Origin of the sequence: Mesorhizobium sp. WSM4311, assembly GCF_002295115.1 — a bacterium.
In the GTDB taxonomy this organism is placed as follows: domain Bacteria; phylum Pseudomonadota; class Alphaproteobacteria; order Rhizobiales; family Rhizobiaceae; genus Mesorhizobium.
The window spans coordinates 75,149-98,885 of record NZ_NSFV01000013.1; the positions used below are offsets into that span (position 1 = coordinate 75,149).

The following is a 23,737-nucleotide window of genomic DNA, read 5'->3' on the forward strand; positions in this document are numbered from 1 at the left end:
TGGCACAGGAACGCTTCTATGACCGAGCACTGCGAATTTGTCAGCTGGCGAACAATTCCTTGTAGCCGCTCGTCACCATCCAGTTCGCACGGTCGAGATGACTACGAAGCGCCTTCCTGGCGCGCTCCGGTTCAAGTGCCGGATCAATGCCGAGGATCAGTTGGGCCATTTCCTCTTCGGGCGCCTCATCGGCTGAGGCGTCCAGGAGCCTCATATAGATGGTAAAGTGCGCCCTGTCGTAGGCGGTAAGACGGTCAGACCAAGGGACTTCGTCGAGCAGTGTTGAGCTTTGAGTCCTATCTGTTCCCGTTGATTGATTCATGTCTGCCGCGAACCTCGCATGTTGATCGCTGGATCCAAGGCAGAATATCCCAAAATGGGATAATCCGAAACGGGGATTAGTCGCTGAGCCGGTCTCTACCTGCCGGTTCACCTAAATGCCCAAATCTCTTCGATCTCCCCGCCACCAGCGGTTTCTGGCCCAGTTGATCTCACTGCGCAATGTCAAAGGGCTGACGCAGGCGCAGGTGGCTGAGAAGCTTGGTCGTCCGCAATCTTTCGTGGCGAAATATGAGGGTGGCGAACGGCGTCTCGATGTCATTGAGTTTCTCGACGTAACTGCGGCCCTCGATGCTGATCCGTGTGAGATTCTGTTGAGCCTGCGCACGTAGTGGGCGCCCGCGCCCATCACCGCGCGTGCCGTGTGCCGGTGGGTCGAGCCCCGATTTTCTTGGCTCTGGCGTCTCGACCATTCCGCTGCGCCTCCTAGCGCGTCGTTAGACTCTCGCAATTCGCTCTGTTTTGTGCCTTTCTCAGCAGGTGGCGCCGCATCCTTCTAGGCCCGCCGCGGCGTCCCGCAACCCTTAGCCAGCTGTGAGCTTTCAGTAGGTTGTCCATCCGGCCCTTCGGATGCGGTGCGGCTCAGACGGCGGACCCGTTCCTGTCATGATTCGCCGCCGCACCCATTCCTGGGAAGCAGCCATTGGCGAGCGGAGGACAAAATGATGAGACAGCGAAGCGCTGGGCCATCCGCGCTGTGGTGATACGTCGATGCATGGCGGTTGCGCGACTTCGTTGCTTGAAGCGAAGCGACCGCACCGCCCATTTCGTCAACTGGCGAACAAATCCTTGTAGCCGCTCGTCACCACCCAGTTTGCACGGTCGAGATGACTGCGAAGAACGTTGCGTGCGCGCTCAGGTTCGCGTGCCGGATCAATGCCGAGGATCACTTTGGCCATTTCCTCTTCAGTGGCGTTGTCGGCCGAGGCGTCCAGGAGCCTCATATAGGTTGTAAAGTGGTCCTTGTCGTAGGCTGTAATGCGGTCCGACCAGGGGACCTCGTCGGCGAACGGCGTGTTCGATCTGGGCTGCAACATCGCTAATTCTATCTCCGGCCAATGGACCCGCGAAGCCCTGTGCCTGCTAAATGTGGATTACATATTATAGTTGATAAACTCAAGCCGCCTGATCCGCTGGCTTGCGTGCATGGATATGCGCAAGTTGGTCGGACGGAATGTGCAGAGGATCAGGCAAAGGAAGCGCCTGACGCAGGAGCAGCTTGCGGAGATTTCCGGGTTCAGTCAGCAGTACATCAGCGGCTTGGAGAAAGGCCGAAGAAATCCGACAATTATCACGATCTATGAACTGGCATTGGCCCTCGGCGTCAGCCACATGGATCTGGTTCGGCCCGACAAACAGGCATGATACACCCGCCCTCCAAGTAGCTGGCCGCCTGATGGCGCGCGCCGGGTGCTCGTGAACCCAGGCTTTTCTTAGGGTCCCCCGGCAGCCCCTGCCATTTGGCTCGCCCTGGCCCGGCGCACCCTATTGGACAGTCGGCCGCTGCGGTTTTTGTCAGCCTTTCCTGGGGCGGTCGGCATTGCCTTTTAGGCCCGCCGCGGCCTCCCGCAACCTTCGCTCTCGCTTCAGGTCCTTCTCTTGGTTACGATCCTTCGGATGCGGTTCGCCTCTTTCAGCGGGCCTAATCGCTTTCTGCCGCCCACCCCACGGGGACAGCCACGCGAGACTAGTATGGAGCGTTGCGGTTAGCGCACGAACAGCAAAGGAACTGAAAAAACAGGCAACTGTCGAAGCATGGCTGAACCAGCCATCGTGTCGGCATCTTGGAGCCGCGTGTTCGCCTTGAGGCCCTGCCGGTAGGATCCCTGCAGTTGAAGTCATTGTCGGCATTCTGACAACAATGGACATGAACCGCCGAACTATCAAGGCGACCAGGTTGTTGTCTAGCAATGGTTTTCCGAATCGGCACGGCACTTGCGTTACCAAAAACAAGTACGCCGCGGCACGGATCGCCCAAGAGGCTGAACGACCTGATCTGTTTGACCCTCGCAGCAGGGGTGGATGGCTAACACAAAGGAAACTTTGAAGGTGGACGTTTTCGAAAGTTCTCCAATACCTGTCAGGAAAACACGGACGCCATCTTTCTCGGTGGATCTAGCCTTGCTGGGAGTCGCATTCGTTTGGGGGGCGAGCTATCCGGTCGGGAAAGGCGCACTGTTCTACGCGCCGGTTTCGATACTTGTTCTTTATCGCTTCCTGATTACTACGATCATTACGGCAGTGGCTGCAAGACATGAGATCGCATTGGTCTCCTGGGGCGATTTCATCCGCGGCTTCGCATTGGGAACAATACTTTTTTGCATCTTTATTGCTGAAACTTACGGCGTTGCATCGACAAGCGCAATGAACACGGCCTTGATCATATCGCTTTGTGTGATTTTCACGCCGAGCATCGACTATGGGCTATCACGGCGACTTCCACCTACGGGCATTTTGGCAAGTGCTGCCATAGCGTGCATCGGTGTCGGCATTCTCACTGGCGGGATCAGCAGGTTCAGCCCGGGTGACGCGCTTGTCTTGGGGGCCGCGATTCTGCGAGCGGTTATGGTCGTTTCCACCAAACGCCTTCTGGCCGGCCGGCAGATTTCATCTGCAGCCCTGACGGCCATCCAAGGATCGACGGTGGCAACACTTACTTTCGTTTTGGCCGTCGCTCAGTTCGGAATTTCAGGCCTTGTTGTGAGGGCCACCCTTCAGTTTTGGGGCGCTGTTGCCTTCCTTGCACTCTTCTGCACCCTCGCTGCATTCTACATTCAAAATGCCGCAGTGAGAAAATCCACACCGACACGGGTTGGCTTCTTGATGGGAACAGAACCTTTTTTTGGTTTCGTTCTAGCGCACCTTCTTCTGAATGAGCCTTTGACAGTACCGAGCTTGATAGGCGCAGGCCTCGTCCTCGCTGCGACGTTTGCTGGCATCTGGTTTGAGAGCAGGACATCCAAATGAACCCCATCTTGGCTTCCACCAAACCCGCCATCGGCGGCATTTCGAGTTTTGAAGATCTGGAGGCTTTTCCGGACCGAACCGCACCAGTTGCAACCATGTTCAGCGGCGGTCTCGACAGCACCTATCTTCTCTACAAGCTGCAAAGCCTTGGCTTTGCGAACATTGAAGCTGTCGCAGCGGATGTCGGAACGCGCATCGATCAGCCTTTGTTGGAACGGACGGCAGCCATGTTCGGCGCGCGCTTTGTCTGCCTCGAAGGGCGGGATGCCTTTGTCGAACAAGGCGTGAAATCAGCCATTCGAGCCCACGCCAAGTACCTTGGCATCTATCCGTTGAGCAGTTCGTTGAGCCGTCCCATAATCGCATCTTTGGTTGTTAATCATGCTAGGTCAATCAACTCACGGCTGGTTCTTCATACAGCAAACCTTTCTCAAAACAGTCTTCCGCGCCTTAACAATAGCATTAAGCGCTCAGGATTTTCCGGCAACTTCGGCAGTCCGTATGAATGCTCTGTGATATCCCGACAACAGAAGACCTCCGACCTGTCCAAGTGTGGAGCGACTTTTGTGGCGGACCGCACGTGGAGCGCGGACGAAAACCTCTGGTGTCGGGAATTCGAGTCGGGGCCTTTGGAAGATCCCGAGAACTTTTCCATCCCCGAGGAGGCATTTGCTTGGACGCGCCACATTCCCGCAGAGCAGCCGGTAGAGATCAAACTCGGGTTTGCAGACGGAAGTCTCGTGTCAATTGATGACCGTGATGTTGCATTGGTCGACGCAATCCCGTTCCTGAATAACACGGTCGGCAAATTCGGGCACGGCCGCTTTGTCGGGCTTGAACACATCACAACCGGCCAAAAGGTTCTCGAAGTCCGCGAGGCCCCTGCCGCGGCCATTATCTTCGACGCGCTGCGTCACCTCGAAACCGCTTCTCTTGACGTGGCATCAATCGTTTTGAAGCAAGGGCTTGAGCAAGCCTGGTCCCAAGAGGCGGTTTCAGGTGCATGGGGCAGTACTATTCACCAGATGTGCGAACGGGCCATTGCATCCGCCCTCGAGGGCGTTAGCGGGAGCGTCAGCTACATAGTCGATCACACACGCTTTTTACCTCGGTCGATCCGAGCCAGGACGCCGAGATACATTAGGGACCGCGACCTTTGGGAATACCAAGCCGCAACCCACATAGCGTTGTCCAAAGCGTTCCGTCCTCGCCAAGTCACCAAAAGGGAGACACCCGTGGAAAACAACGCACCCCAGGCGCCGGCCAACCTCAGTCAACAATGCACTGACGGTCTGGTGACAAATGGATGGTGGTTTTCAAAAGGCGAGCGCGCCGAAGCCTGCTTTGGCATCGAAATTGATGCAGCCTGGAAGAACTTTGCTGACCATTGGAATCGACTTCTTCTCGATGAATACATGCGTGACGGCGGAACATATCGTTACCGGCGCTATAGCGCTTTTGAATATGACGCGACTGACGGAATCTTTAGGCTCCTACCCCACGCCCCCTACGAACAATCAAAAAGTGTCAATCATCTGAATGGCGGCTTCAAGCGCCACTTCGAGCCCCTTGAAAACTCCTTTATAGACCATCCCGTCTTAGAAAAGATTCTGACAGGTTTCTGCAGAATTCTATGTGAAGCCGCCCGACATGATCGTTGGAATATCAAGATCCATCCCTACCGGATTGTCGCGCGCGATGGTGTAAATGGCAAACCGGCACCCGAGGGCCTTCACCAGGACGGGGTGGACTTCATTGCTTGCTATATGATTGGGCGGGTCAACGTCACCGGCGGCATGAGCATGATCACCGACGCCTCAAAGGAGTTCCTCGGCGAGGTCGAAATGAACTCCCCGAATGATTTTGTGATCTGCAACGACCGCGAAACCTTTCACGATGTATCGTCGATTGTGGCCGAAAACCTGAAAATGCCGTACGCTTATCGCGACGTCCTTGTGATCGCCTTCGAGAAATTATAACGCCCAGCGCGCCGAGAGCATTTTCAACAAGGTTCAATACTGCTTGGTATCCTCTCGGGTGTTCCTGGTGCGGGAACAATGCAGGATTAATTTCTTGCATCTAAACACCTAGATAGCAGTTTCGCCTCTCTGGTATGATGGTTTTTGGCCTCGCGGATCTCGCGTAATACGAATGACCGTGGACACCCCCGATCTTCGCAAGAAAGTGAGAAATTATCCTCATGCTGTCCGACGAGGTGGTCTGCGGCTTCGGAGGCACCGGGAACTGGTTTGGTAGCCAGACATTTGGGATGGAACCGGACATGCTCTCGATCGCCGGGGGGCTTTCATCCGGTCACCTGCCCATTGGCGGCGTCATTATCTCGACAAGATTTATCAATGCGCCGCTGACGAGGCCCACAAGGTCGGCGTGTTCGGTCACGGTTTCACCTACTCCGGTCATCCGGTGATAGCGGCCGTCGCCGCCGAGGCGATCAGGATCTACAGCGAGATCGATTTCGTGACCCAGGCGCGTCGTCTCGGCGATCACTTGCATGGAGCCCTCGCGGACGCGCTCGGCGACCATCCGCTTGTCGGTGAAGCCCGCGGCCGCGGCTTCATCGCGGGGGTTCAGATCGTCGAGGATCGTGCGCCCGTCGCGTCTTCGCGCCCGAGCTGAGGATCGGCGATGTCGAGCGGCGGTGCCGCGAGCACGGCGTCATGATCCGCAATATGGGAGAAGTGCTTGGAATCTGTCCGCCCTATATAATCACCGAAAGCGAGATCGACCCCTTGGTTGACGGCATTCGTTCTGCACTCGACGGCGCCGCTGCTGCGAATTCCCGGGTCGGTCGGGTGGCATGAGTTCCAGCATTAAGACCGACTGCTTCACTTCAGTGGATATTATCGAGCAAACGCTCACCCGAGGGGTGCACTTCATCCGTGTCCGGTACAAAACGTCACCCATGTCTCAGGTCGGGCACGCCGCTCGCCAACGACACCGAGTTCGGCCTCGCGGCCTACTTCTACACCGGCGATCTCGGTCGCGCCTTCCGCGTGATGGAAGGACTGAAGTACCGGCGTCAATGAAGGCCTGATCACCACGCCGGAGGTGCCGTTCCGCGGCGTCAAGGAATCGGGCCTCGGCAAGGAAGGCGGCCTCCAGGGCATCGTGGATTATCTCGACACCAAACATGTCTGCATCGGCGGTCTCGGCGTCTAGTGGTTCCCGCCTGACATAGGAGTCCAATCAGAGATTCCCTTTCTGGCCTGCGCGTGCGAGTCTGGCGCATGCGCACAGGAAGATCGTTCACCGTTTCGTCGGCCGATCGCGTCCGTCTGACGGCGCTGATCAGGGATCGCAACGCCCCGCAAAAGCATGTCTGGCGCGCCGAGATAGTGCTTTTGCCCGCCGACGGCGTCGGCACCGGCGAGGTCATGCGCCGCATCGGCAAGTCGAAGACCGACGTCTGGCGCTGGCAGGAGCGCTTTGCCGCGGAAGGCTGTGACGGGCTGCTGCGCGACAAGACGCGACAGTGGCGCATTCCGCCGCTCGGTCCCGATGTCGGCGAGCGCGTCGTGGCACTGACGCTTGCCGATCCGCCGGGCGAGAGGACCCACTGGACCGCCGACATGATGGCGCAAGCCGCCGCAATCAGCGCCAGCGCCGTCAGGCGCATCTGGAAGGCGCATGGTCTCGCACCCCACCGCTGGCGCCAGGTTCAAGCTCTCCAATGATCCGAAGTTCGTCGACAAGTTGCGCGCCGTCGTCGGCCTCTATCTCGATGCGCCGGCCCATGCCATCGTTCTGTCGGTCGATGAAAAGAGCCAGATCCGGCGCTCGACCGCACCCACCCGGCCTGCCGATGAAGAAGGGGCGGCTCGGTACGATGAGGCACGACTACAAGCGCAACGGCACCACCACCCTGTTCGCCGCCCTCAACGTCCACTATTGTCCCGTTGACGAGAATATCATCTTAGTTGCTTGTAAAAATTTGTTCTCCACTTCCGTCTCCATCGTATCTCAGTCAACGCGATGGAGCAGGAAATGACTACAAACATTGTGAAACTGGAAGAAGGCAGGGCAATCGGCTCTAATCGTGACGTGCCGCTGTCAGATCATGAGGCGGAAGCCCTAGGGCATCTTGCGGTGGCGCTGAGTGGCATTTCGACGACCATTCGGTCCGCCGCCTACAAACACGCGCTAAACTCTAGTCACGCGATGAAGCCCCTAAAGGAGACGGAGGACGCGCTTACCGACTACGACGCCTTGGCGAGGGCGGCGGGCCGAAAGCAGCCGAAAGCGGCGGAGGAGGACGACAGGAAGGGGGACGCCCTAGCGAGAGAGGCCGCCGCACAGGTCAGCAGGGTCGATCAGACCCGATCTTCCCGCTGGAGCAGACCGCGAAGGGTACCGGTGGCATCAACGGACTACGTTCGGCAGGTGGTCATGGCAGATAGTCAGCTTGGAGCAGTGTCGGCACTGGTAAACGCGCGGCGAGTGGCTCCAGAACGCTTCCATGCTTCTGTTCCCAGTGTAGATAATAATCCGGATGCTCCGCTTCTGACCTCTTTTTCGGACTATCTGAGCAGGGTGTGCGGACTGGAGTCAAAGTCCCGCGAAGGCGTTCTCCTGGGCAGCCGCCGCTTTCTGGATTGGTTCCATCACCACCATTCCCGGCCAAGCCCTCGGCGCGTTGACGGCTGAGCATGTCCTTGCCGCTGTCGAACATCGGCTGTCACTATCGGCGACCTCCGGTACCCGCACCGGCAGCAACTTCTCACATCGTATTGGGCTGGCCACCACGACCAGAATCTCGCGCGCGTCGTCCCCAGGACGCCCCACTGGCGTTTGGCTCATCTAACCCTCGAACTCGGCTACGGCCCGTCGACGGTCTTCTTCACATGGGTCGGATTCGACGAAATGGACGAGGTCACAGGCGACGGCCATGCTGAACTGCTCGACGACGGCTCCATCGACATCACCTTCTATCACAACGGCGACGAGGCAATCCTCAAGGCCAAACGGGACACTTCTTCAACGGCCTGCTAGGAGATCCGTGTTCGCCTTGCGCTGACAAAGAAGCTCACACATGACGTCCGGGAGACGATGCTGGCAAATGGTCTGGCTGAAGCATTCCACCCACAATACCAAAGCCCGTCCCGATCCAAAGCGCTTCTAAGCACTCCACCTCAGGCGCAAGGCCGGTTGGCCAGTGCATCTTCTTGGTCCGCCGGAAGAGAACCCCGCCCGACAATAGCTTCATGAGGTCTTGCGCTGCAGTGTCGACCGTAAAAAAGGGCGCGCGAGGCGCCCTTCATTTAAACCGGCAGTCGGGAAGCAGACTTCACTCTGATATTCAAAAGCGGTAGGTGACACCTGCGCCTATCAGCCAGGGATCGAGCTCCGCCTTCCCCGTCAGCTTCGCGCCGGTCACCGTGACGTCGAAGTCCGGCTTCAGGAAAAGCTTCTTCACGTCGAAGTTGAGGCCCCAGTGCTGGTCCACCATGTAGTCGAATCCGACCTGCAGCGCCGTGCCGAACGTGTTCTTCACCTTGAGAGCATCAGCGCTGCCAGTGTCCTGGTTGTAGAAGATCGTGTAGTTCACGCCGGCGCCGACATAAGGCTTGAACGCGCCGAGATCGGTAAAATGGTACTGCAACGTGAGTGTCGGCGGCAGCAGCCAAACTTTGCCGATGTTGCCCAACCCTCCGATCGTCCCTTGGCCCGCGATGTTGGCATAAGTGGTACCGAGTATGAGTTCGGCGGCGATGTTGTCGGTGAAGAAATACGAGATATCGAGTTCCGGCGTCACCGTGTCCGAATACGAAAGACCGGAGCCGGGAAGCGTATCAACGTAGCCCAGATCTTTCGTAACGACGCCCAACGCCCGCAGGCGGACCTGCCAAGGGATTGGCGCTTCGGTGACCGAGGCTCCCGTCTCCGCCAGGACGGTCTCTGCTTGCGCAGGCTCCGCGGCGACGGCCTGCTGTCCCACCATGATCAGGGCCACCGCCGCTGCTGTTGCCCGCGCTACGCCCATTCGCGTTCTCGCCATGAGATTCACTCCTTGATGTTCAGAAAGGATGCACTGCACTATTTCGTCTCCTGCTCGAATGAATTGTTGATGGACCTCAAATGCCCCTCTTGCGTTGCAACGCGTTCCGCCGTCTCCGGAGGGTGATCGTTGAAGCCGATTGCGCTGCGGAGAAAATTGGTGCCTAGACTGATGAATGCGGCTTGCTCCCGATTGTCCTCGCCGCAGCCGTGCCCGCCTGCGCTGGCCTCGTAGAAGTAAGCGGGATAGCCAAGAGCCTGCAGTTTTGCGGCCATCTTGCGCGCATGGCCCGGATGGACGCGGTCGTCGCGTTTCGTGGTGGCGATCAGGATAGGCGGATAGGGCTGTCCCGGCGCTGCGGCGTGATAGGCGGAGATTTCCTTCAGGAAAGCCCAATCGTGAACCTTGTCCGGATCGCCATATTCGTCGATCCAGCTCGCGCCCGCCAAGAGCTTGGTGTAGCGACGCATGTCGATAAGCGGTGCTGTGCAGAACAGAGCCCCGAAATGCTCAGGATAGCGGGTCAGCATGTTTGCGATCAGCAGGCCGCCATTTGAGCCACCCTCGGCGGCAATCCGCCTCGGCAGGGTGATGCCCCTTCGCACGAGGTCGGAGGCAACGGCGGCGAAATCGTCGTGGGCGAGACGCTTGCCCTCCCTGCGCCCGGCTTCGTGCCAGCGGGTGCCGAACTCGCCGCCGCCGCGGATGTTCGCCTCGACACACGTGCCACCGCGCTCGAGCCACAGCTTGCCCAGCGGGGAGTTGTAGTAGGGCAGGAATGATACGCCGAACCCGCCATAAGCGGAAAGGTGAATCGGAGCATCTCCGTTCCCGTTCGCCGGACCAACCTGCGTATAGGGGATCAGCTCATGATCGATAGAGACTGCCTCGTGGCGCGTGACCACCAGTCCGGATGCATCGAAATTCTCCGGGCTGCGCTTCAGGATTGCTGAAGCGCTGAGAGACGGCGCGGCATTCAGATCGAACAGCAAGAGCTGCGGCGGCGTGATCGGATCCTGAGCACAGATCAGGACCTCTCCATTGGTCTCGTGAACTGCCGCATCGAATGACCAGACGTCGACAGTACCTTCGGCGGGCAGGGTGTTCAGGACTCGGCGCGTCCATTCCTGGTGGCCGGGAGTGAACATCTCGAAACGCGGTGCGAGATTGACGAGGTAAGAGATAATGAGCTTCCCGTCATTCCAGAAGAATGACTGCATGGAGCGCCTTTCCCCTGGTTGAAACAGGGTCTCAAAACGGCGTCCGCCGGCGAGGAAAGTGGAAAGCGAGATGACGATCAGCGCGTCGGCGGGATGGGTGGTGCCTCCCACCGTCCAGGGCTTGCGCGGCCTTACCGCCAGCCAGTCGCCGAAGACCCGCCACGACGCGTCGCGAGGAAGATCGATCTGCCTCCTCGGCCCGCTCCTATCGCCGATCCAGCTGATCTTCTCGAAGAAGGCCGGCTGCTCGATGAACCAAAGGCGCTCGCTGCGGCCGGTGCGGTCCGAATGACCAGACACTTGGAAGCTTTCGAACCCGGCCTCGAAGATTGCCGGCGTGGTGAGGGGATCCGCGTCACGCTTCCACAGTCGAACTGTGCGCGCATAGCCGGAGCGGGTGGCCATGCCATTACCAAGCGCACTGGAAAGCAGAAGCGTGTCAGGGTCCAGCCAATTAACGTAGCCTTTGGCCTCGGGGAGGTTGAAGCCGTCGGCGACAAAGCTCAGAGAAATCAGGTCGAATTCGCGATGCACGACCGCGTCGCTGCCGCCGCGCGACAGGCGCAGAACGGCTCTTTCCCGTCTCTCCGGCTCGATGGACGCGCCGTCCCAGATCCAGTCCTCTCCGTCGCTAGCCGCGAGAGCATCCAGATCGAGCAGTAGCTCCCATTGGGGATCCGCCTTCATGTAGGCGGCAAGGGTGGTCCGGCGCCACAGTCCGCGTGGATTACCGTCATCTCGCCAGTAATTGTAGAGGTACTGACTACGGCGCGCGATCAGGGGAAGATTGTCGCGATTGTCGAAAATGGCTGTCAGAGCCGCGCGGTCGCGCTCGAACTGCGTTCCACCGAAGTGCTTCAGAGTCCTTGCCGATTGGCCGGCGGCCCAGGCAAGTGCCCGCTCGCCCTCTACATCTTCAAGCCAGACATAGGGATCGTCGTCGGGAGCATCAAGCGTTGGACGGACATCAAATGCGTTCATGTCCGGACAGCCTTCAGAAAGAAGGGATAGAGGCTTCCGTCGGCTCGGGAACGCTCAGTGTCGGTAGCGGCGCCCACATGTTCGAAAAGCGTGATCATTGATGAGTTCTTCCAGTCGGTGCGGCATCGCAGTGCTTTTGCGCATAGGGCCGCAACCTTCGTGCCAACTGGGAAAATCGTTTCGGAACAATGCGATCGCTCTGGAAGCGTTGTGTCACATGTCCGACATCGTCGAGAATCCGACAACGAGTGCTCCTCCTAATCACCGGATCAACCTCCGGCGCCAGTCGTGGACACTGTGCAGAACTCGAGAAGTGAAGCTCATTGGAGTGAACCTGGTTGACGCCCAACATCTTCGCTCTGGAGCGCTTCACGCACACGGATTCATGGCAGACACCATGATGCGATCGATGCTGTTAGAGACCAAGCTGGCTGCGCCTGTGAGTTTCAGCCGCCAGCTGGAAGCAGCGGAGTTCTGAGGAGAAGGGTGGGGGGCCCAAGCCCTGCCGCAATCTTGGCCTGCACCGTCCCCTTGATTGTTGTGGGTCAACGTCTGCCTGCCCGCTGAATTTGGCACGCCTTACACCTACGTCACGACCAAGACCTTCCTGTTGCACTTCGGCCTCGACACACTGCGGGATTTGCCCGATTTCGAGGCGATTGAGGTTGCCGCGCTGCTCAGCAAGGAGAAGCTGCTGGCGGGCGATACTCCCATCGGGCTGGTGAGTGGTGGAGGAGGTGAGGAGCGACACTCCAAGGCCAGGACGGGCTAGCGCAGCAGATACATGGAAGTAATCGCTTGATATGAGCGGTTGAGAGTCGAATCAGGGAACTATGCGATCACTATCGATAAGAGGTGGCAATATCGATCGTGATTGTATCGGGCCACTCTACGGCGAAGGAGGCGGCAACTTGTGTCTCCGACCCGAAACGATTACCTTGCGGCCATTATGAGCAAGCATTTGGCATCCGTCTTGACGACGTGAACGCGCCCTGCAGCGTACAGCTGGACGACGCGGCGCTGGCCGATTGCTTTGCGGATCTCGATTTGGCCAAGCAGCATCCCGCTCATGTCAGCGCCTTTCTCGGCGAGGTCCCTCTCGCCCAGCAAGTCGAGTTCGCAACCGCGCACCACATTCGCGGTCGACGAGATGAAGGCTTTTGCCGCCAAGTTCTCTGCCTGGTCCGGCGAAAGCTATCCGCTCGCCGCATAATGGCTGGACATGATAGCCGACGCCCGTCCCGAATGGCGGCGGCTTTTTCGTATTATATCGACCTGATCGACAAGATGCGGCGGAACAGGGGTCCACGTGCGATGCGGCCAAAGCGGATCCAGCTCTCGAGCGCGACTACGGGGTAGGTGTGGTCGCTGGAGCCGCGGCCGACCTCGACCTCGCGCCAGCCGGTCTTGCCGCGCAGGGTGACCAGCAGCCCTTGCCGTCAAAAATCTCGATCCAGCTGGCGCCATCGCTGTTGTCGTCGCGCATGACGTCGAGACCGACGATCTCGGAGCGCCGCAGGCCGCCGCCACAGCCCAGGAGCAAAATAGCGCGGTCGCGCAGGCCCTGAGGTCGTGGCCGAGCGTGGCGATCATCGCCAGCAGATCGTCGCCAGGACCGCCTCTTTCTGCCGCGGTGGCTTTGCGTGCTTGCGGCGAATGCCGGCAAGAACCTTATAGATATGCCGCTCCGCGCGGTCCAACGGCCGGCCGCGCTGGGTAAAGTTCCAGGCGAGGCCGGAAAGCCGCCGCTCGATGGTCGCAAACTAAAGGGCAGGGGCGCCACGCTTCGGATCGCCGGCGGCGGTGCCCGAGGCACAGGCGCTGATATTGAGCCTGATCACCTTCGAGCCCGGAGGCAGGGGATCGAAGCCAGCGCGCCGGCACCAGGAGGAAAAATGCCGCCAATCCTTGGGGTAGGCGTCGCGCGTGTTCTCCGAGGTGGCGTTGTAGCCCCTCGCGGTCTCGACCAGTTCCTGGACATGCGCCGGGACTCTTTGAGCCGGGTCTCCATCTCCTTGTAGAGCTTGTCAAGCTCGCCATCGACTGGCTTCAGGTCGTCGATTGAACATTGCGTCATCATAGGCTTTGTGCCTTGTTGTAGCAGGCATCGTCCGTTCGCGCGGCGGACACAGACATCACCGTCGCTGAGCCGAGAACGACGGTAAAAGAAAATGCACTCACTGACTTCATAACCAATCTCTTTTGCGGGTGATTTAGAAACGGACGCCGAGCTTGGCGCTGAACCCGTGTGTCTGGGCATCCGAGGCGATCTGTCCCTGATAGGCGATGCCGAACGTCGCGTTCTCGGTGATGTTTACGTCAAGCCCAGCTTCGAGCAGAGCTGCGTTCTTTGCGATCGGCACGCCCTTGATGGCGAAGGAGGAACCGCCAGCAAAGGCAAGAGCGGTATCCGGCCTGACGTCGCCGAAGGCGTGGCGCCAGCCAAGACCGCCGCGCGCGGTAGCAGTCACGGTGCCGAGGGTCAGTACCGTCGACGCACGCAGACCTAGCGTGGTAAACGCCGTGTCGCTCGAGCGATCCCCGCTCGACAAGGCGGCTGCGCCGCCATTCTCGGTGAAGCCATCGGCGTCAAAATTCACATAAGCGAGATTAGCGTAGGGCTCGAAGGAAGCCGAAGCCGTATTGATACGGTAGCCGAGCTCGCCAAAGGCCTGGAACGTGCCGGCGTCGTAATCGGCCGAAAGGCTGTCGGCGAAGCCTGGAAAGACCACGGACCTGCCGGTCTCGATGCTGTGCCAGGTATAGGCAAGGCCGGAACGAAAACCGAGATTGCCGTTCTGCGTGCCGGCAAAAAGACCGAGATGGTAATTCTCGCTCGAGCCCGACGACGCGCGATCGTCCGCCTCCAAGGAGGTATGGCTGTAGCCGCTGATGAGGCCGAGCCGCCAGCTTTCGCCGACAGCCGCGTCACCGCCAGCCAGAAAGCCGCCTGTCGAGTGATCGAGACCGGCGGCATTGCCGTCGCTGTCGAGATGACCCCAGGCGCCGAAGCCACGGCCCCATACGGCGAAATTCTCACTCGTTGCCGGGGCCAGTTCCAGACCACCCAGCCCATAAGTCATCACCGGAACGCTGGAGGCACCGACGCCGTCGAACGCCGCACGGATCCGTTCGCTCGCGGCATCGCGTACAGAATGACTGTCCTCGATGAGGCCGCTATGAATGGAAGCATGAACCTCGCCTGATAGCATATCGAAAGCGTTGCGGGCTTCCGGCGCCGTCAGGAACAGGATGTTGTCCTGGATCGGATTACCGCTTCCAAGCGCCTGAGCCGCTGCGGCGACCGAGCGTTGATTGAAGGTGCTGGCTACATCGGCAAACGCCGTCGATGTGCGGCTGATATCGAGATAGACATTGTTGGCATCGTAGACGAGCTGGAAATCGACGAAGGGCGTCGCGTCTGTCGCCAGAGCCCCCGTCAGCCCGCCATAGGTGCCGCTTACGCCGCCTGCTGCGGAGAGCAGAGTATATCGGGCATCGACCGATAGCGTTCCCTGCCGCAGCAGCTCGATCTGCGCGCCGCTGTCGATCGCCGCTGCTCCGCCAACATCGATGAGATCGGACGACCTTGCGAGGTCGACCTGATAGATCGATCCGGACTGCTGCGCGAAATCGCCCGTGACAGTCAGTGTGGTGACGATCCTGCTCGGATCGGTCGCACTGCCAGGAGCGACCGTGCCGCCCTCGGAAATGGTGACCGCACCGTAGGTGCCGCCGCCTGCGACGACACCGCCGCTGTTTGCGATAGCCGTGCCCCCGATCTGCCCGTCATTCCCGAGAAAGCCGGACGTGGTCGCATCATGGGAAAGCACACCTGTATCGGCAAGCAGCAATCCCGCGCCGGAACCGACCGTCGTCATGCCGGAAAAATTGTTCTTTCCGCTCAGCGTTTGCACGCCACCGGCAACGAATAGTTTGCCGCCCATATTATTGTTATCAACGTCGAGGTCGTTGATGCTGCCGGCGAACGTGTCGTTCGAATCCGTTAGCACCAGGGTACGCTTGCCCAGTTCGACCGTTCCGCTGCCACTCAGGCTACGAATACGGGCATCGTTGTAGGCGTCGGAGATTCCCCAATAGTCGCTGCCATTTCCATGTTCGGAGATATCGAACGTGCCGTCTGCAACGACTTTCGCTGACCGTTGGATGTTGCCGAGCCCCGCAAGCGAGAGATAGGCATCCTGAGCAATATTCGTCTCGCCGGTGTAGGTGTTGACATTCGTCATCCGGACCACCGTCTTTGTATCAAGCGTCAGCGATCCGGAGCCGGAGACGACACCCGCTATGCCGAACCCGCCCTCATTCCCCATGCTCGTCGTGATCCTGCTCAGACCGGTCCCTTCGGGTGCGGATGAATCGGTAGAGAAGTTGCTGGCAGTGACGAAATGTGACGTATAAGCGGTATACTTCTTCTCCAGATCGAAAATGACCGATCTGTTTTTGAAGAAGTCAAGACCGGCAACAAAACTGGTCTGGTCATTGGGTTGTTCCGTCGTGCCGCTGGTGTAGGTGAAGTCGATATTGTCCAGCCTTACCGGATCGCCATCCGTTCCTGCGATTGTAACGCTCGGGATGTTGCCCGATGCGCTTACGATCTCGCGTTGCTCATTTCTCCGAACATTTTTAAGTTTGACGCCCGCATCCTGAAATTGCTTCAGCATCGCATCACTGATCTCCAGACTGCCACCGCCCGGTGTGCCGGTGTCGAGCAATACCGCGGTCTTGTTGGGGTCGGTGATTGGTGGGGCTCCATCCTTAACCGTGTACTGCAGATTGTAGCTGCCTTCGTATTCGGTCGAGGCATTGGCGCCAGAGCCAGGAAAATTCTGATAAGAATCCTGATCTTTTTCCTCGGGTTCTCCCCATGGCATGGCATTAGTATATTGGGCCCGGAGGCTTGGATTGAGGTTGACAATCGTGCAGGGGGAACAGCCAGGCGTTTGGTCGCTCTCGGAATCCGGATTCACATTGGCGGAGACCACGTAGCCAGACCTGGTGACACTGCCCATCATGCCCCAGACACTTGTCTTGCCAAGAAAATCGCCGGCCCCGAATGTACCTGCGAAATCGCCGCCTTCGTCTGCCATCTTGCCAGCGGTCATTTTCGCCCGCTGCTCCTTATCGGCGTGATAAGGTTCTTGGAGATCCTGACCATACATATCTTTAAGTCCATCCGTCACGGATCCCGGCGTGCACTTAAGATTGTTGTCCTTGCAATACGCATGGGTATAGACAAAATCGAGAATGCGAGCAGCCCGGTATTTCTTATCGCTTACAGACGGCCCGTCGATTGTTATCTTTTGATCTGGATCGACATATGTAAATTTATCAATTTCCACGTTCTGAAGCTTATTACCATACGTTCCGTCCCCGTACGTATATACGTAAGGCGTGTCGGCAATCGGGCGGACCCCGGTCACCTCTGACCCGATCTGCGTGTTGAGCTGGTCCGAGCCCGTGTCGAATACGTATCGCTGCGCGTTGCCATTGTTGATCTTGGCCCAGATGCCCAGGCGGTCATGGCCTTCCCCGACATACTCCAGCGGGATCGAAATCGGGTCGTCGGCCAACGCTTCTCCAGTTGGAAATGCTACCAGACCCACCCCGAGAGACACAGCCGGCAGGAATACCGTCGTCATCGCGGTGGTTGCCGCCAGAAAGTTCTTTGTCCTGAAACAAGCCTGCATACCTGGTCCTCGAAAAAGTCTCGCAAACTGATTGTTCATTGGAACGGCCTCCTGAATTGTTTAACGAGACCCTTTATGGCGGCCCTGGCTGACAACAGCCTGAAAGCTGCAAGCGGCCTGCGAGAATGGGGCGATCCTGAATGACGACAGGTGCTGTCAACAATGGATGAGTGCTCGGCCTGAAAGCTGAGCACGCTTTATGCTCAGGCTGCTGACAAGGCCAAAGCAGCGTAAGTGCGGAGTGAAATCCAAGGTCCACATGGGTCGTCGCGCTTCCCGTGCGCCTGGGAAGGCGCCGGCCCGGCCAAGCTTTCCCAGATCGTCCGGATGGCGCACAAGATACCGGTTCAGGTCGATCGAGATGGAGGCCGAGGCGTATGCCAAGGCGGTCGACTGCCTGACGAAAGATCAGAATGCGTCGCTGGCGCTCTACGATTTCCGCCGGCAGCGAGCTCAGCTCCTGCCGGGCATCCGTGTTTACTGGCGACGAGACACAAGATGTGCCCAAATTGCCACCAGACCGTCACCTGCGATGAGTTTCGGCAACTGATTTTGTCCTTTCAATCGTCGCCACTTCCTGGCCGCGGCCAACATGGGCCACTCGAAGGCAGCAGACTGGCGGCTATATGGACGGGCTGTGAGCCCGCACCGGAGACATTGGCGAAATCTACGATCTCTATAGCAACGTCAAGGAGAAGCGCGAGGTGTTGCAGATGTGGTCAAATCACATCGAATGGCTGATCAAGCAGGCTGCGGATGACGCTCTGGCGGCGTAGCTGCTGGCATGGGCGGAAGATGCGGCGCAACAATCGTCAGAGCCTCATCGAATTGGAGATCATGCTTGACCAGCAAATGCGCGGCCAATGCTTCGATGGCTGACCAGTGATCGAGTACTAGCCGGGCCGTGCGATCTTCGATCCGCCTCCAACGGGGGCGGCGCGGCATCAGGAACCGCAACTCACCATAGATTCGCTTGGCATCCGCGTAGTCGCTGCTCCCCTCATTCCCATCGGACGCATTCATCGCCATATCGCGCGGGTCCAGATAGCCTTCGAATGCGGATTCTGCAAAAGGACCTGCCAGACACGCAACTATCTCTTGGATCGCTTCATCGCGTTGGAAATGTCGATCCATATCGTTCTCGAAAATCGGCTTTAGCTCCGAGGTGAATCCTTGCGCTGAATAGAAAACCGTGCCTTCGACAAAACCACCGCACTCTCCGTCACCGGCGTCGGGGTAAATACTAACACTTGAGAAAGCAGGGAGTTCACGGTCGTCGTCGAACATCTGACGGTGCAAAACGATGGCGGCCACCGCGTGCCCGGCTTCGTGATGCGCCACAGACGGGAGAAGATATTGGGAGGCTACATTCATGCGGTGCGGCTCTCAGATCTAGTTTCCATCCAAGCCCTGATATCGGATTCAAGCCATGCGACTCGGCCGGGGGAGATGCGACGCCGCTTAGGGAACAGGCCTGCCTTCAGAGTCGCGCGGTCGCGCTCGAACTGCGTTCCACTGAAGTGCTTCAGGGTCTTTGCCGACTGGCCGGCGGCCCAGGCAAGTGCCCGCTCGCCTTCCACATCTTCAAGCCAAAGATAGAGATCGTCGTCGGGAGCATCCAGCGTTGGACGGACATCAAATGCGTTCATGTCCGGACAGCCTTCAGAAAGAAGGGATAGAGGCTTCCGTTTGATCGGGAACGCTTAGTGTTGGTAGCGGCGCCCACATGTTCGAAAAGCGTGATCATTGATGAGTTCTTCCAGTCGGTGCGGCATCGCAGTGCTTTTGCGCATAGGACCGCAATTGTCGTGCCAACTGGGAAAATCGTTTCGGAACAACGTGATCGCTCTGGCAGCGTTGTGTCAGATGTCCGACATCGTCGAGAATCCGACAACGAGTGCTCCTCCTAATCACCGGATCAACCTCCGGCGCCAGTCGGTGACACCGCATTCCTCTGTCTTTCCAGGAGACGGCGTGGACATCAATGCCGTTCCTCACCGAACCCGCCTCCTAGCCCTTCGCCCATACGTCACGGCCGCCCCCCGGTTTGGCTTCAACCTGAAGGATTACGGCGTCCTCTTCGCAGAGAAGATCGGGTTGTTCGTGGCGCGCGCAGCGGAGCCCAAGGAGCTTTTCTGGGTTGCGGATACTGGCATGTCGATATTACGACCGTGTGTCCTTCGACAAGCTTGGTGGCTTCTTCAACCAGAATCTCGCCGCGGAGATCGAATCGTTATCTGCGCCGCAAAGTGCGGCCGGTGAGCGGCGTGGCCCTGCGTTCCAGTTGGCCACGGTCCTCGCTGGGACGAGCAAGTAAATGGCTTGCGCAGCAACGGTGCGATCACACCTGGAGCACGGCGTCATCAGGAAAGCGCCATCCTTGTGCGCCCACGACACCCTGGTCGCCATCGGCCGCATCGCGGGGGGGCACTGTGGGCGATAACCATTCATTGATCTGGGCGATTGAGGGTTCTGCCGGGGCGCTATTGCTGCTCGGTAGGGCTGCGGGCTGGCGAGTCTACCAAGGCGAGCAACGACAGGCGAGACGGCAGACATTACGTGACGGAACTTGATATTGCAGTGCAGCAAGCGTAGAGCACCGCGCGCTTATCGGAGTGTCGTCCATGGCCCTTACCAATGCTGGTAACGAGGCAGAACCTGTCGAACAATCGAGCCATTCTGAGGTCGAGCAGCACAGCACCAAGGCGCTGATGTTGGGCGCACTAGGTGTCGTTTATGGCGATATAGGCACCAGCCCGATCTATGCATTTCGCGAGGCGTTGCATGCATCAGCGGGTGGCAACGTCGCCAGCCGTGGCGACATCCTCGGCGTACTCTCGCTGATCATCTGGTCCCTGACGATCACCGTGACGATCAAATACATCATGTTCGTGCTCCGCGCCGACAATCGAGGCGAGGGCGGAGTGCTGTCGCTTATGGCGCTGGCGCGCAACAGTTTCCCGACCTGCTCTGCGGTGATCCTCGGCATCGGCATCGGCATCGGCATCGTCGGCGCGGCGCTTTTTTTTGGCGACGCCGTCATTACGCCGGCAATCTCGGTACTGTCGGCGGTCGAAGGTATGAATGTCGTCACGCCGACGTTCCAGCCCTATGTGGTGCCGCTGACACTGGCCATCCTGGCGATCGTGTTTGCGGTACAGCGGTTTGGCACCGGCGGCGTAGGATTGGTGTTCGGACCCGTTACCGCGCTGTGGTTCCTGGCCATCGGCCTTTCCGGGCTCAACCACATCATGGACGACCCGGAAATCCTGCTGGCAATCAGCCCGCATTACATCGTGTCGTTCCTGGTCAACTCGCCTGACGTCGCCTTCGTTACGGTTGGTGCAGTCTTCCTCGCCGTCACCGGAGCCGAGGCGCTCTACGCCGACCTCGGCCATTTCGGCCGCAAGCCGATCGTGCTCGCCTGGCTGGCGATCGTGTTCCCTTGTCTGTTGCTCAATTATGTCGGGCAAGGCGCCTTCGTGCTGGCAAATGGCGGCGTTGTCGGTCATCCGTTCTTCGAGATGAACCAGGGCTGGACGCTTATTCCGATGGTCGTGCTTGCCACGGCGGCGACCGTGATCGCCTGCCAGGCGGTGATCTCCGGCGCCTTTTCGCTGACCAGGCAAGCGGTACAGCTCAACATGCTGCCGCGTTTCGTCATCCAGCACACGTCGGAAAAACAGTCGGGCCAGATCTATCTGCCGCGCATCAACCTGATGCTGGCGCTGGTGGTGATGCTGCTGGTGGTCGGCTTCGGCGAATCCAGCCGGCTGGCCTCGGCCTACGGTATTTCGGTGACCGGCAATATGCTGGTGACGAACATACTGCTTTTTGTTGTGATGACGCGCATCTGGAAATGGCCGCTCGGCGTCGCGATAGCCTTAATGGCGGTGTTCGTCTTCATCGATACCGGCTTCTTTGCAGCTAACATCGTCAAGGTATTCGAAGGCGGCTGGGCCTCGCTTGCCATTGCCGCAGTGATCGTGATGACCATGTGGACTTGGATAAGAGGCAGCAGGTATCTATTTGACAAGACGCGCAGGAACCAGATTCCGCTCGATTTCCTTGCGGGCAATCTGTTGAAGAAGAAACCGCAGCTGGTGTCCGGTACGGCCGTGTTCCTGACCAGCGATCCCGCCAGTGCGCCGACCGCGTTGATGCACAGCCTGAAGCACTACAAGGCGCTGCACGAACAGAACGTCATCCTCTCTGTGGTGACGGCGCAGCAGCCCGTGGTGCCCGACAGCGAGCGGATCAAGATGGAAACGATCAATGAGCTGTTCATGCGGGTGACACTGACCTTCGGCTACATGGAACAGCCTAACATCCCGCGTGCGCTGGCGATCTGCCGCAAGCAGGGTTGGAAGTTCGACATCATGACGACGTCCTTCTTCCTGTCGCGTCGCTCGCTCAAGGCGTCACCCAACTCCGGCATGCCGGTGTGGCAGGACAAGCTGTTCATCGGCTTGGCGCGCACGGCCGCCGACGCGACGGAGTATTTCCAGATCCCGACCGGACGTGTGGTCGAGATCGGAACGCAAGTGGCCGTTTAGGTATGCCCGGTTAAGCAGAATCAATTGGCATTTCGCGAGCCGGTGAATGCCTGACCGGGCGGAGGCCACGATGCTTGCGCCAAACTGGGGTCCGGTTCCAGGCCTGAAGCTTCCGGCCCCGAAAGCCGTCCTTTACGCCTGCGATCATTTCCGTTCCGCATTGTCTTGCCGACCCACCAGTCGAGATGCGCTGAAACGACCTCGCCGGGCAGCAACTTATCATTTGAACCTAATCGATGTGCCGCAAGTCCGACCTTCATTCTTCAGTTCACAGGCTAGCGTTGCCAAAATCGGCGTGCCGCCTAACCGGCGCCGCACCGTGACCTGTCAGGATGCTATGCAGGCGCGAGGCAGAAGCTGGCTCGAGGCCGCCGGCCTGGTGCTGGTCCGGCAGCGGCCGGGCTCGGCCAAAGGCTTCATGTTCCTCTGGAGGATGAGACGGGTGCGGCAAACGTCGTCGTCTGGGTCAAGATCTCTCGAGAAATTCCGGCGCGTGCTTCTTGCTTCGGCCATGCTCGGCGTCCGCGGACGCATCCGACGGAAGAGGAGGTGGTGCACCTCGTCGCCCACGAGCTGACCGATCTGTCGGCCGGGCTGGCCAGCGTGGGAAACCGCAAGACGCCGTTTCCGTTGCCGCACGGCCGAGGGACGAGGCTCATCACGGCGGATCGGGCATCGATCCGCGCGGCATGCCGAAGGGGCGCGACATCGTCGATGCAGTATGACCATATCGACCCTATCAAGTTCAAGACGCGTAACTTCCGGTAGCGCTTCCGGAGGCCACTTCAGCAGCATGTTGTGCACACTTTTGTCGGACCCTGTTAACTGCCGATTGGCAGCAGGTCACCCCGTGCCGGATCCCAAATGTCGTCGCTCTCAAGCGCAACGACTGCCCGCACCCTTTTTAAGTCAGCGAGCACCTCCACCGCCGGACGCCGCCCCGTTTCCTGAGCCGCGGCGTAACGGGTGTATTTGTGACTGTCCGGCTCAAACCACTTCAACGATTCCAAAGTAGCCATGGCATCGCCCTTGCGGCTGCGCGTGATGCGAATGATCGTGATCCCATCCTAAGCGCTCGCGTCGAATGGAGACACGCTGCCAACGCTTCATCTGCTCTACCCCATCTTTGTTCCAAGGCGGTCGGATCATCTCAATGAGCCCTGCCTCGGGGTGGCCAAAGCATGCATATTTATCGTTCGGCCCCGCATCGAATTATCATCTGCGATGTGGGACTCGATCTTGGGTTGGCGACGGCTTCGCTCCGGGAGTAGACGTCGGACCACTGATAAGTGCCGGACCTTCTCCACAATTTCTCGGCGGACTCATCGTGAACGCTCGATTGGACGTAAATGCGGTTCGCGGAAACGCAGGTCTGGCCGGCATTGCGGAACTTCGCCTGGACCGCACCGTCAACAGCACCGTCAATGTCGGCATCATCGAAGATGATGAAAGGTGCATTGCCGCCGGTTTCAAGGCTGACCTTCTTGATCTGGTCAGAGCACTGACGCATCAGCAGCCGTCCGACCTCGTTCGAACCGGTAAAGCTGATCTTTGGAATTGGTGCAGAGTTCACGGCCCACGCGATCACCTTCGGACGCATAGATCAGGTTGACCACGCCATCGGGAAAGCCGGCCTGATGGCGAGAGCAAACATTGCACCTAGCCACGCCACGATAAGATCGAGCGCGGCTTCGTTGCGTGCGGGTCTGTGGTCAGTGGAGGGCGGAGGAAAAGCGCTCGGCGTGCTCGCCCTCGCGATACCACTGGTTCGCGCCGGCAAGCGCCAGTTTCTGAGGCAAATCGCCGAACAGCTGGTAGAGCCTTACTCTCAGGGCTTGGCATCTATGTCGCCTACGACCGCCACATGCAGCCCGTCGCGTGCGAAAGCGGCTTTGTGGAAGGCGCTTAGATCGGAGGGCGTTACGCTAGTCAGCCTCCCTTGGGCGGTCT

The 23,737-nt window shown here is 59.0% G+C and carries 18 protein-coding genes and 6 pseudogenes; 14 read left to right on the forward strand and 10 right to left on the reverse strand.

The annotated features are described in order from the left end of the window. Nucleotides 1-40 precede the first annotated feature (40 nt). On the reverse strand, nucleotides 41-322 hold the full coding sequence (locus CK226_RS27280; RefSeq protein WP_063169301.1) for a DUF2285 domain-containing protein: 282 nt from the start codon (nucleotides 320-322) through the stop codon (nucleotides 41-43). Between the two features lie 115 nt (nucleotides 323-437). Between CK226_RS27280 and CK226_RS27285 the strand changes: the two genes are divergently transcribed. Beyond that, a complete protein-coding gene (locus tag CK226_RS27285; RefSeq protein WP_082826573.1) occupies nucleotides 438-671 on the forward strand; it encodes a helix-turn-helix transcriptional regulator in 234 nt (77 codons plus the stop codon). A gap of 438 nt (nucleotides 672-1,109) precedes the next feature. Here the strand turns inward: CK226_RS27285 and CK226_RS27290 are convergent, their stop codons facing one another. Further along, complete coding sequence (locus tag CK226_RS27290) at nucleotides 1,110-1,376, reverse strand: DUF2285 domain-containing protein (protein ID WP_063169299.1); 267 nt, start codon at nucleotides 1,374-1,376, stop codon at nucleotides 1,110-1,112. A gap of 109 nt (nucleotides 1,377-1,485) precedes the next feature. Here CK226_RS27290 and CK226_RS27295 point away from each other — a divergent pair, with 109 nt between their 5' ends. From CK226_RS27295 to CK226_RS27330, 9 genes and pseudogenes are all read left to right on the forward strand, one after another. Next, nucleotides 1,486-1,704 carry a helix-turn-helix transcriptional regulator gene (locus tag CK226_RS27295; protein WP_029354714.1) on the forward strand — a complete coding sequence of 73 codons (219 nt, stop codon included), beginning with the start codon at nucleotides 1,486-1,488 and terminating at the stop codon, nucleotides 1,702-1,704. Between the two features lie 657 nt (nucleotides 1,705-2,361). After that, entirely contained in the window at nucleotides 2,362-3,306 is a 945-nt protein-coding gene (locus CK226_RS27300) for a DMT family transporter (protein ID WP_082826572.1), read from the forward strand. Further along, entirely contained in the window at nucleotides 3,303-5,285 is a 1,983-nt protein-coding gene (locus CK226_RS27305) for an argininosuccinate synthase-related protein (protein ID WP_063169298.1), read from the forward strand. The genes CK226_RS27300 and CK226_RS27305 overlap by 4 nt, the downstream gene beginning before the upstream one ends. 221 nt (nucleotides 5,286-5,506) lie before the next feature. After that, nucleotides 5,507-5,734 carry an aminotransferase class III-fold pyridoxal phosphate-dependent enzyme gene (locus tag CK226_RS36070; protein WP_263485461.1) on the forward strand — a complete coding sequence of 76 codons (228 nt, stop codon included), beginning with the start codon at nucleotides 5,507-5,509 and terminating at the stop codon, nucleotides 5,732-5,734. Continuing rightward, complete coding sequence (locus CK226_RS36075; RefSeq protein WP_280951485.1) at nucleotides 5,731-5,943, forward strand: hypothetical protein; 213 nt, start codon at nucleotides 5,731-5,733, stop codon at nucleotides 5,941-5,943. Before CK226_RS36070 ends, CK226_RS36075 begins: the two co-directional genes overlap by 4 nt. Before the next feature lie 308 nt (nucleotides 5,944-6,251). After that, nucleotides 6,252-6,486: pseudogene (locus tag CK226_RS27315) on the forward strand (aldehyde dehydrogenase family protein); the annotation flags it as partial. Between the two features lie 68 nt (nucleotides 6,487-6,554). After that, nucleotides 6,555-7,210 (forward strand): annotated as a pseudogene (locus CK226_RS27320) (IS630 family transposase); the annotation flags it as partial. 101 nt (nucleotides 7,211-7,311) lie between these two features. After that, a complete protein-coding gene (locus CK226_RS35760; RefSeq protein WP_063169296.1) occupies nucleotides 7,312-7,971 on the forward strand; it encodes a hypothetical protein in 660 nt (219 codons plus the stop codon). A 144-nt stretch (nucleotides 7,972-8,115) separates the two neighbouring features. Beyond that, entirely contained in the window at nucleotides 8,116-8,316 is a 201-nt protein-coding gene (locus CK226_RS27330; protein ID WP_244514237.1) for a hypothetical protein, read from the forward strand. Between the two features lie 307 nt (nucleotides 8,317-8,623). Here the strand turns inward: CK226_RS27330 and CK226_RS27335 are convergent, their stop codons facing one another. Both CK226_RS27335 and CK226_RS27340 read right to left on the reverse strand, forming a co-directional pair. Further along, the gene (locus CK226_RS27335) at nucleotides 8,624-9,322 is read right to left on the reverse strand and encodes an OmpW family protein (RefSeq protein ID WP_063169295.1); all 699 of its coding nucleotides are present in this window, start codon (nucleotides 9,320-9,322) and stop codon (nucleotides 8,624-8,626) included. Nucleotides 9,323-9,360: 38 nt separating this feature from the next. Continuing rightward, complete coding sequence (locus CK226_RS27340) at nucleotides 9,361-11,523, reverse strand: prolyl oligopeptidase family serine peptidase (RefSeq protein WP_082826571.1); 2,163 nt, start codon at nucleotides 11,521-11,523, stop codon at nucleotides 9,361-9,363. 217 nt (nucleotides 11,524-11,740) lie between these two features. Between CK226_RS27340 and CK226_RS27345 the strand changes: the two genes are divergently transcribed. Together CK226_RS27345 and CK226_RS27350 are read left to right on the forward strand one after the other, a co-directional pair. Continuing rightward, nucleotides 11,741-12,001 carry a hypothetical protein gene (locus CK226_RS27345; RefSeq protein WP_095769041.1) on the forward strand — a complete coding sequence of 87 codons (261 nt, stop codon included), beginning with the start codon at nucleotides 11,741-11,743 and terminating at the stop codon, nucleotides 11,999-12,001. A gap of 93 nt (nucleotides 12,002-12,094) precedes the next feature. Further along, nucleotides 12,095-12,295, forward strand: a pseudogene (locus CK226_RS27350) (SMC-Scp complex subunit ScpB); the annotation flags it as partial. 161 nt (nucleotides 12,296-12,456) lie between these two features. On the opposite strand, the gene CK226_RS35140 reads toward CK226_RS27350, so the two are convergent. The 5 genes and pseudogenes from CK226_RS35140 to CK226_RS27380 form a co-directional block, all read right to left on the reverse strand. Beyond that, complete coding sequence (locus tag CK226_RS35140; RefSeq protein WP_063169293.1) at nucleotides 12,457-12,693, reverse strand: hypothetical protein; 237 nt, start codon at nucleotides 12,691-12,693, stop codon at nucleotides 12,457-12,459. Between the two features lie 116 nt (nucleotides 12,694-12,809). Continuing rightward, nucleotides 12,810-13,493, reverse strand: a pseudogene (locus CK226_RS35765) (integrase); the annotation flags it as partial. Between the two features lie 243 nt (nucleotides 13,494-13,736). After that, nucleotides 13,737-17,270 carry an autotransporter domain-containing protein gene (locus CK226_RS27365; RefSeq protein ID WP_082826570.1) on the reverse strand — a complete coding sequence of 1,178 codons (3,534 nt, stop codon included), beginning with the start codon at nucleotides 17,268-17,270 and terminating at the stop codon, nucleotides 13,737-13,739. Nucleotides 17,271-17,972: 702 nt separating this feature from the next. Continuing rightward, a complete protein-coding gene (locus CK226_RS27375; protein WP_063169290.1) occupies nucleotides 17,973-18,605 on the reverse strand; it encodes a hypothetical protein in 633 nt (210 codons plus the stop codon). Then, complete coding sequence (locus CK226_RS27380; RefSeq protein WP_063169289.1) at nucleotides 18,602-18,880, reverse strand: AlpA family phage regulatory protein; 279 nt, start codon at nucleotides 18,878-18,880, stop codon at nucleotides 18,602-18,604. The genes CK226_RS27375 and CK226_RS27380 overlap by 4 nt, the downstream gene beginning before the upstream one ends. A 975-nt stretch (nucleotides 18,881-19,855) precedes the next feature. Between CK226_RS27380 and CK226_RS27385 the strand changes: the two genes are divergently transcribed. Next, entirely contained in the window at nucleotides 19,856-21,787 is a 1,932-nt protein-coding gene (locus tag CK226_RS27385; protein ID WP_063169287.1) for a potassium transporter Kup, read from the forward strand. A 307-nt stretch (nucleotides 21,788-22,094) separates the two neighbouring features. Continuing rightward, a pseudogene (locus tag CK226_RS27390) lies at nucleotides 22,095-22,555 on the forward strand (OB-fold nucleic acid binding domain-containing protein); the annotation flags it as partial. Nucleotides 22,556-23,067: 512 nt separating this feature from the next. Here the strand turns inward: CK226_RS27390 and CK226_RS35145 are convergent. Beyond that, a pseudogene (locus CK226_RS35145) lies at nucleotides 23,068-23,564 on the reverse strand (aldehyde dehydrogenase family protein); the annotation flags it as partial. Between the last annotated feature and the right edge of the window lie 173 nt (nucleotides 23,565-23,737).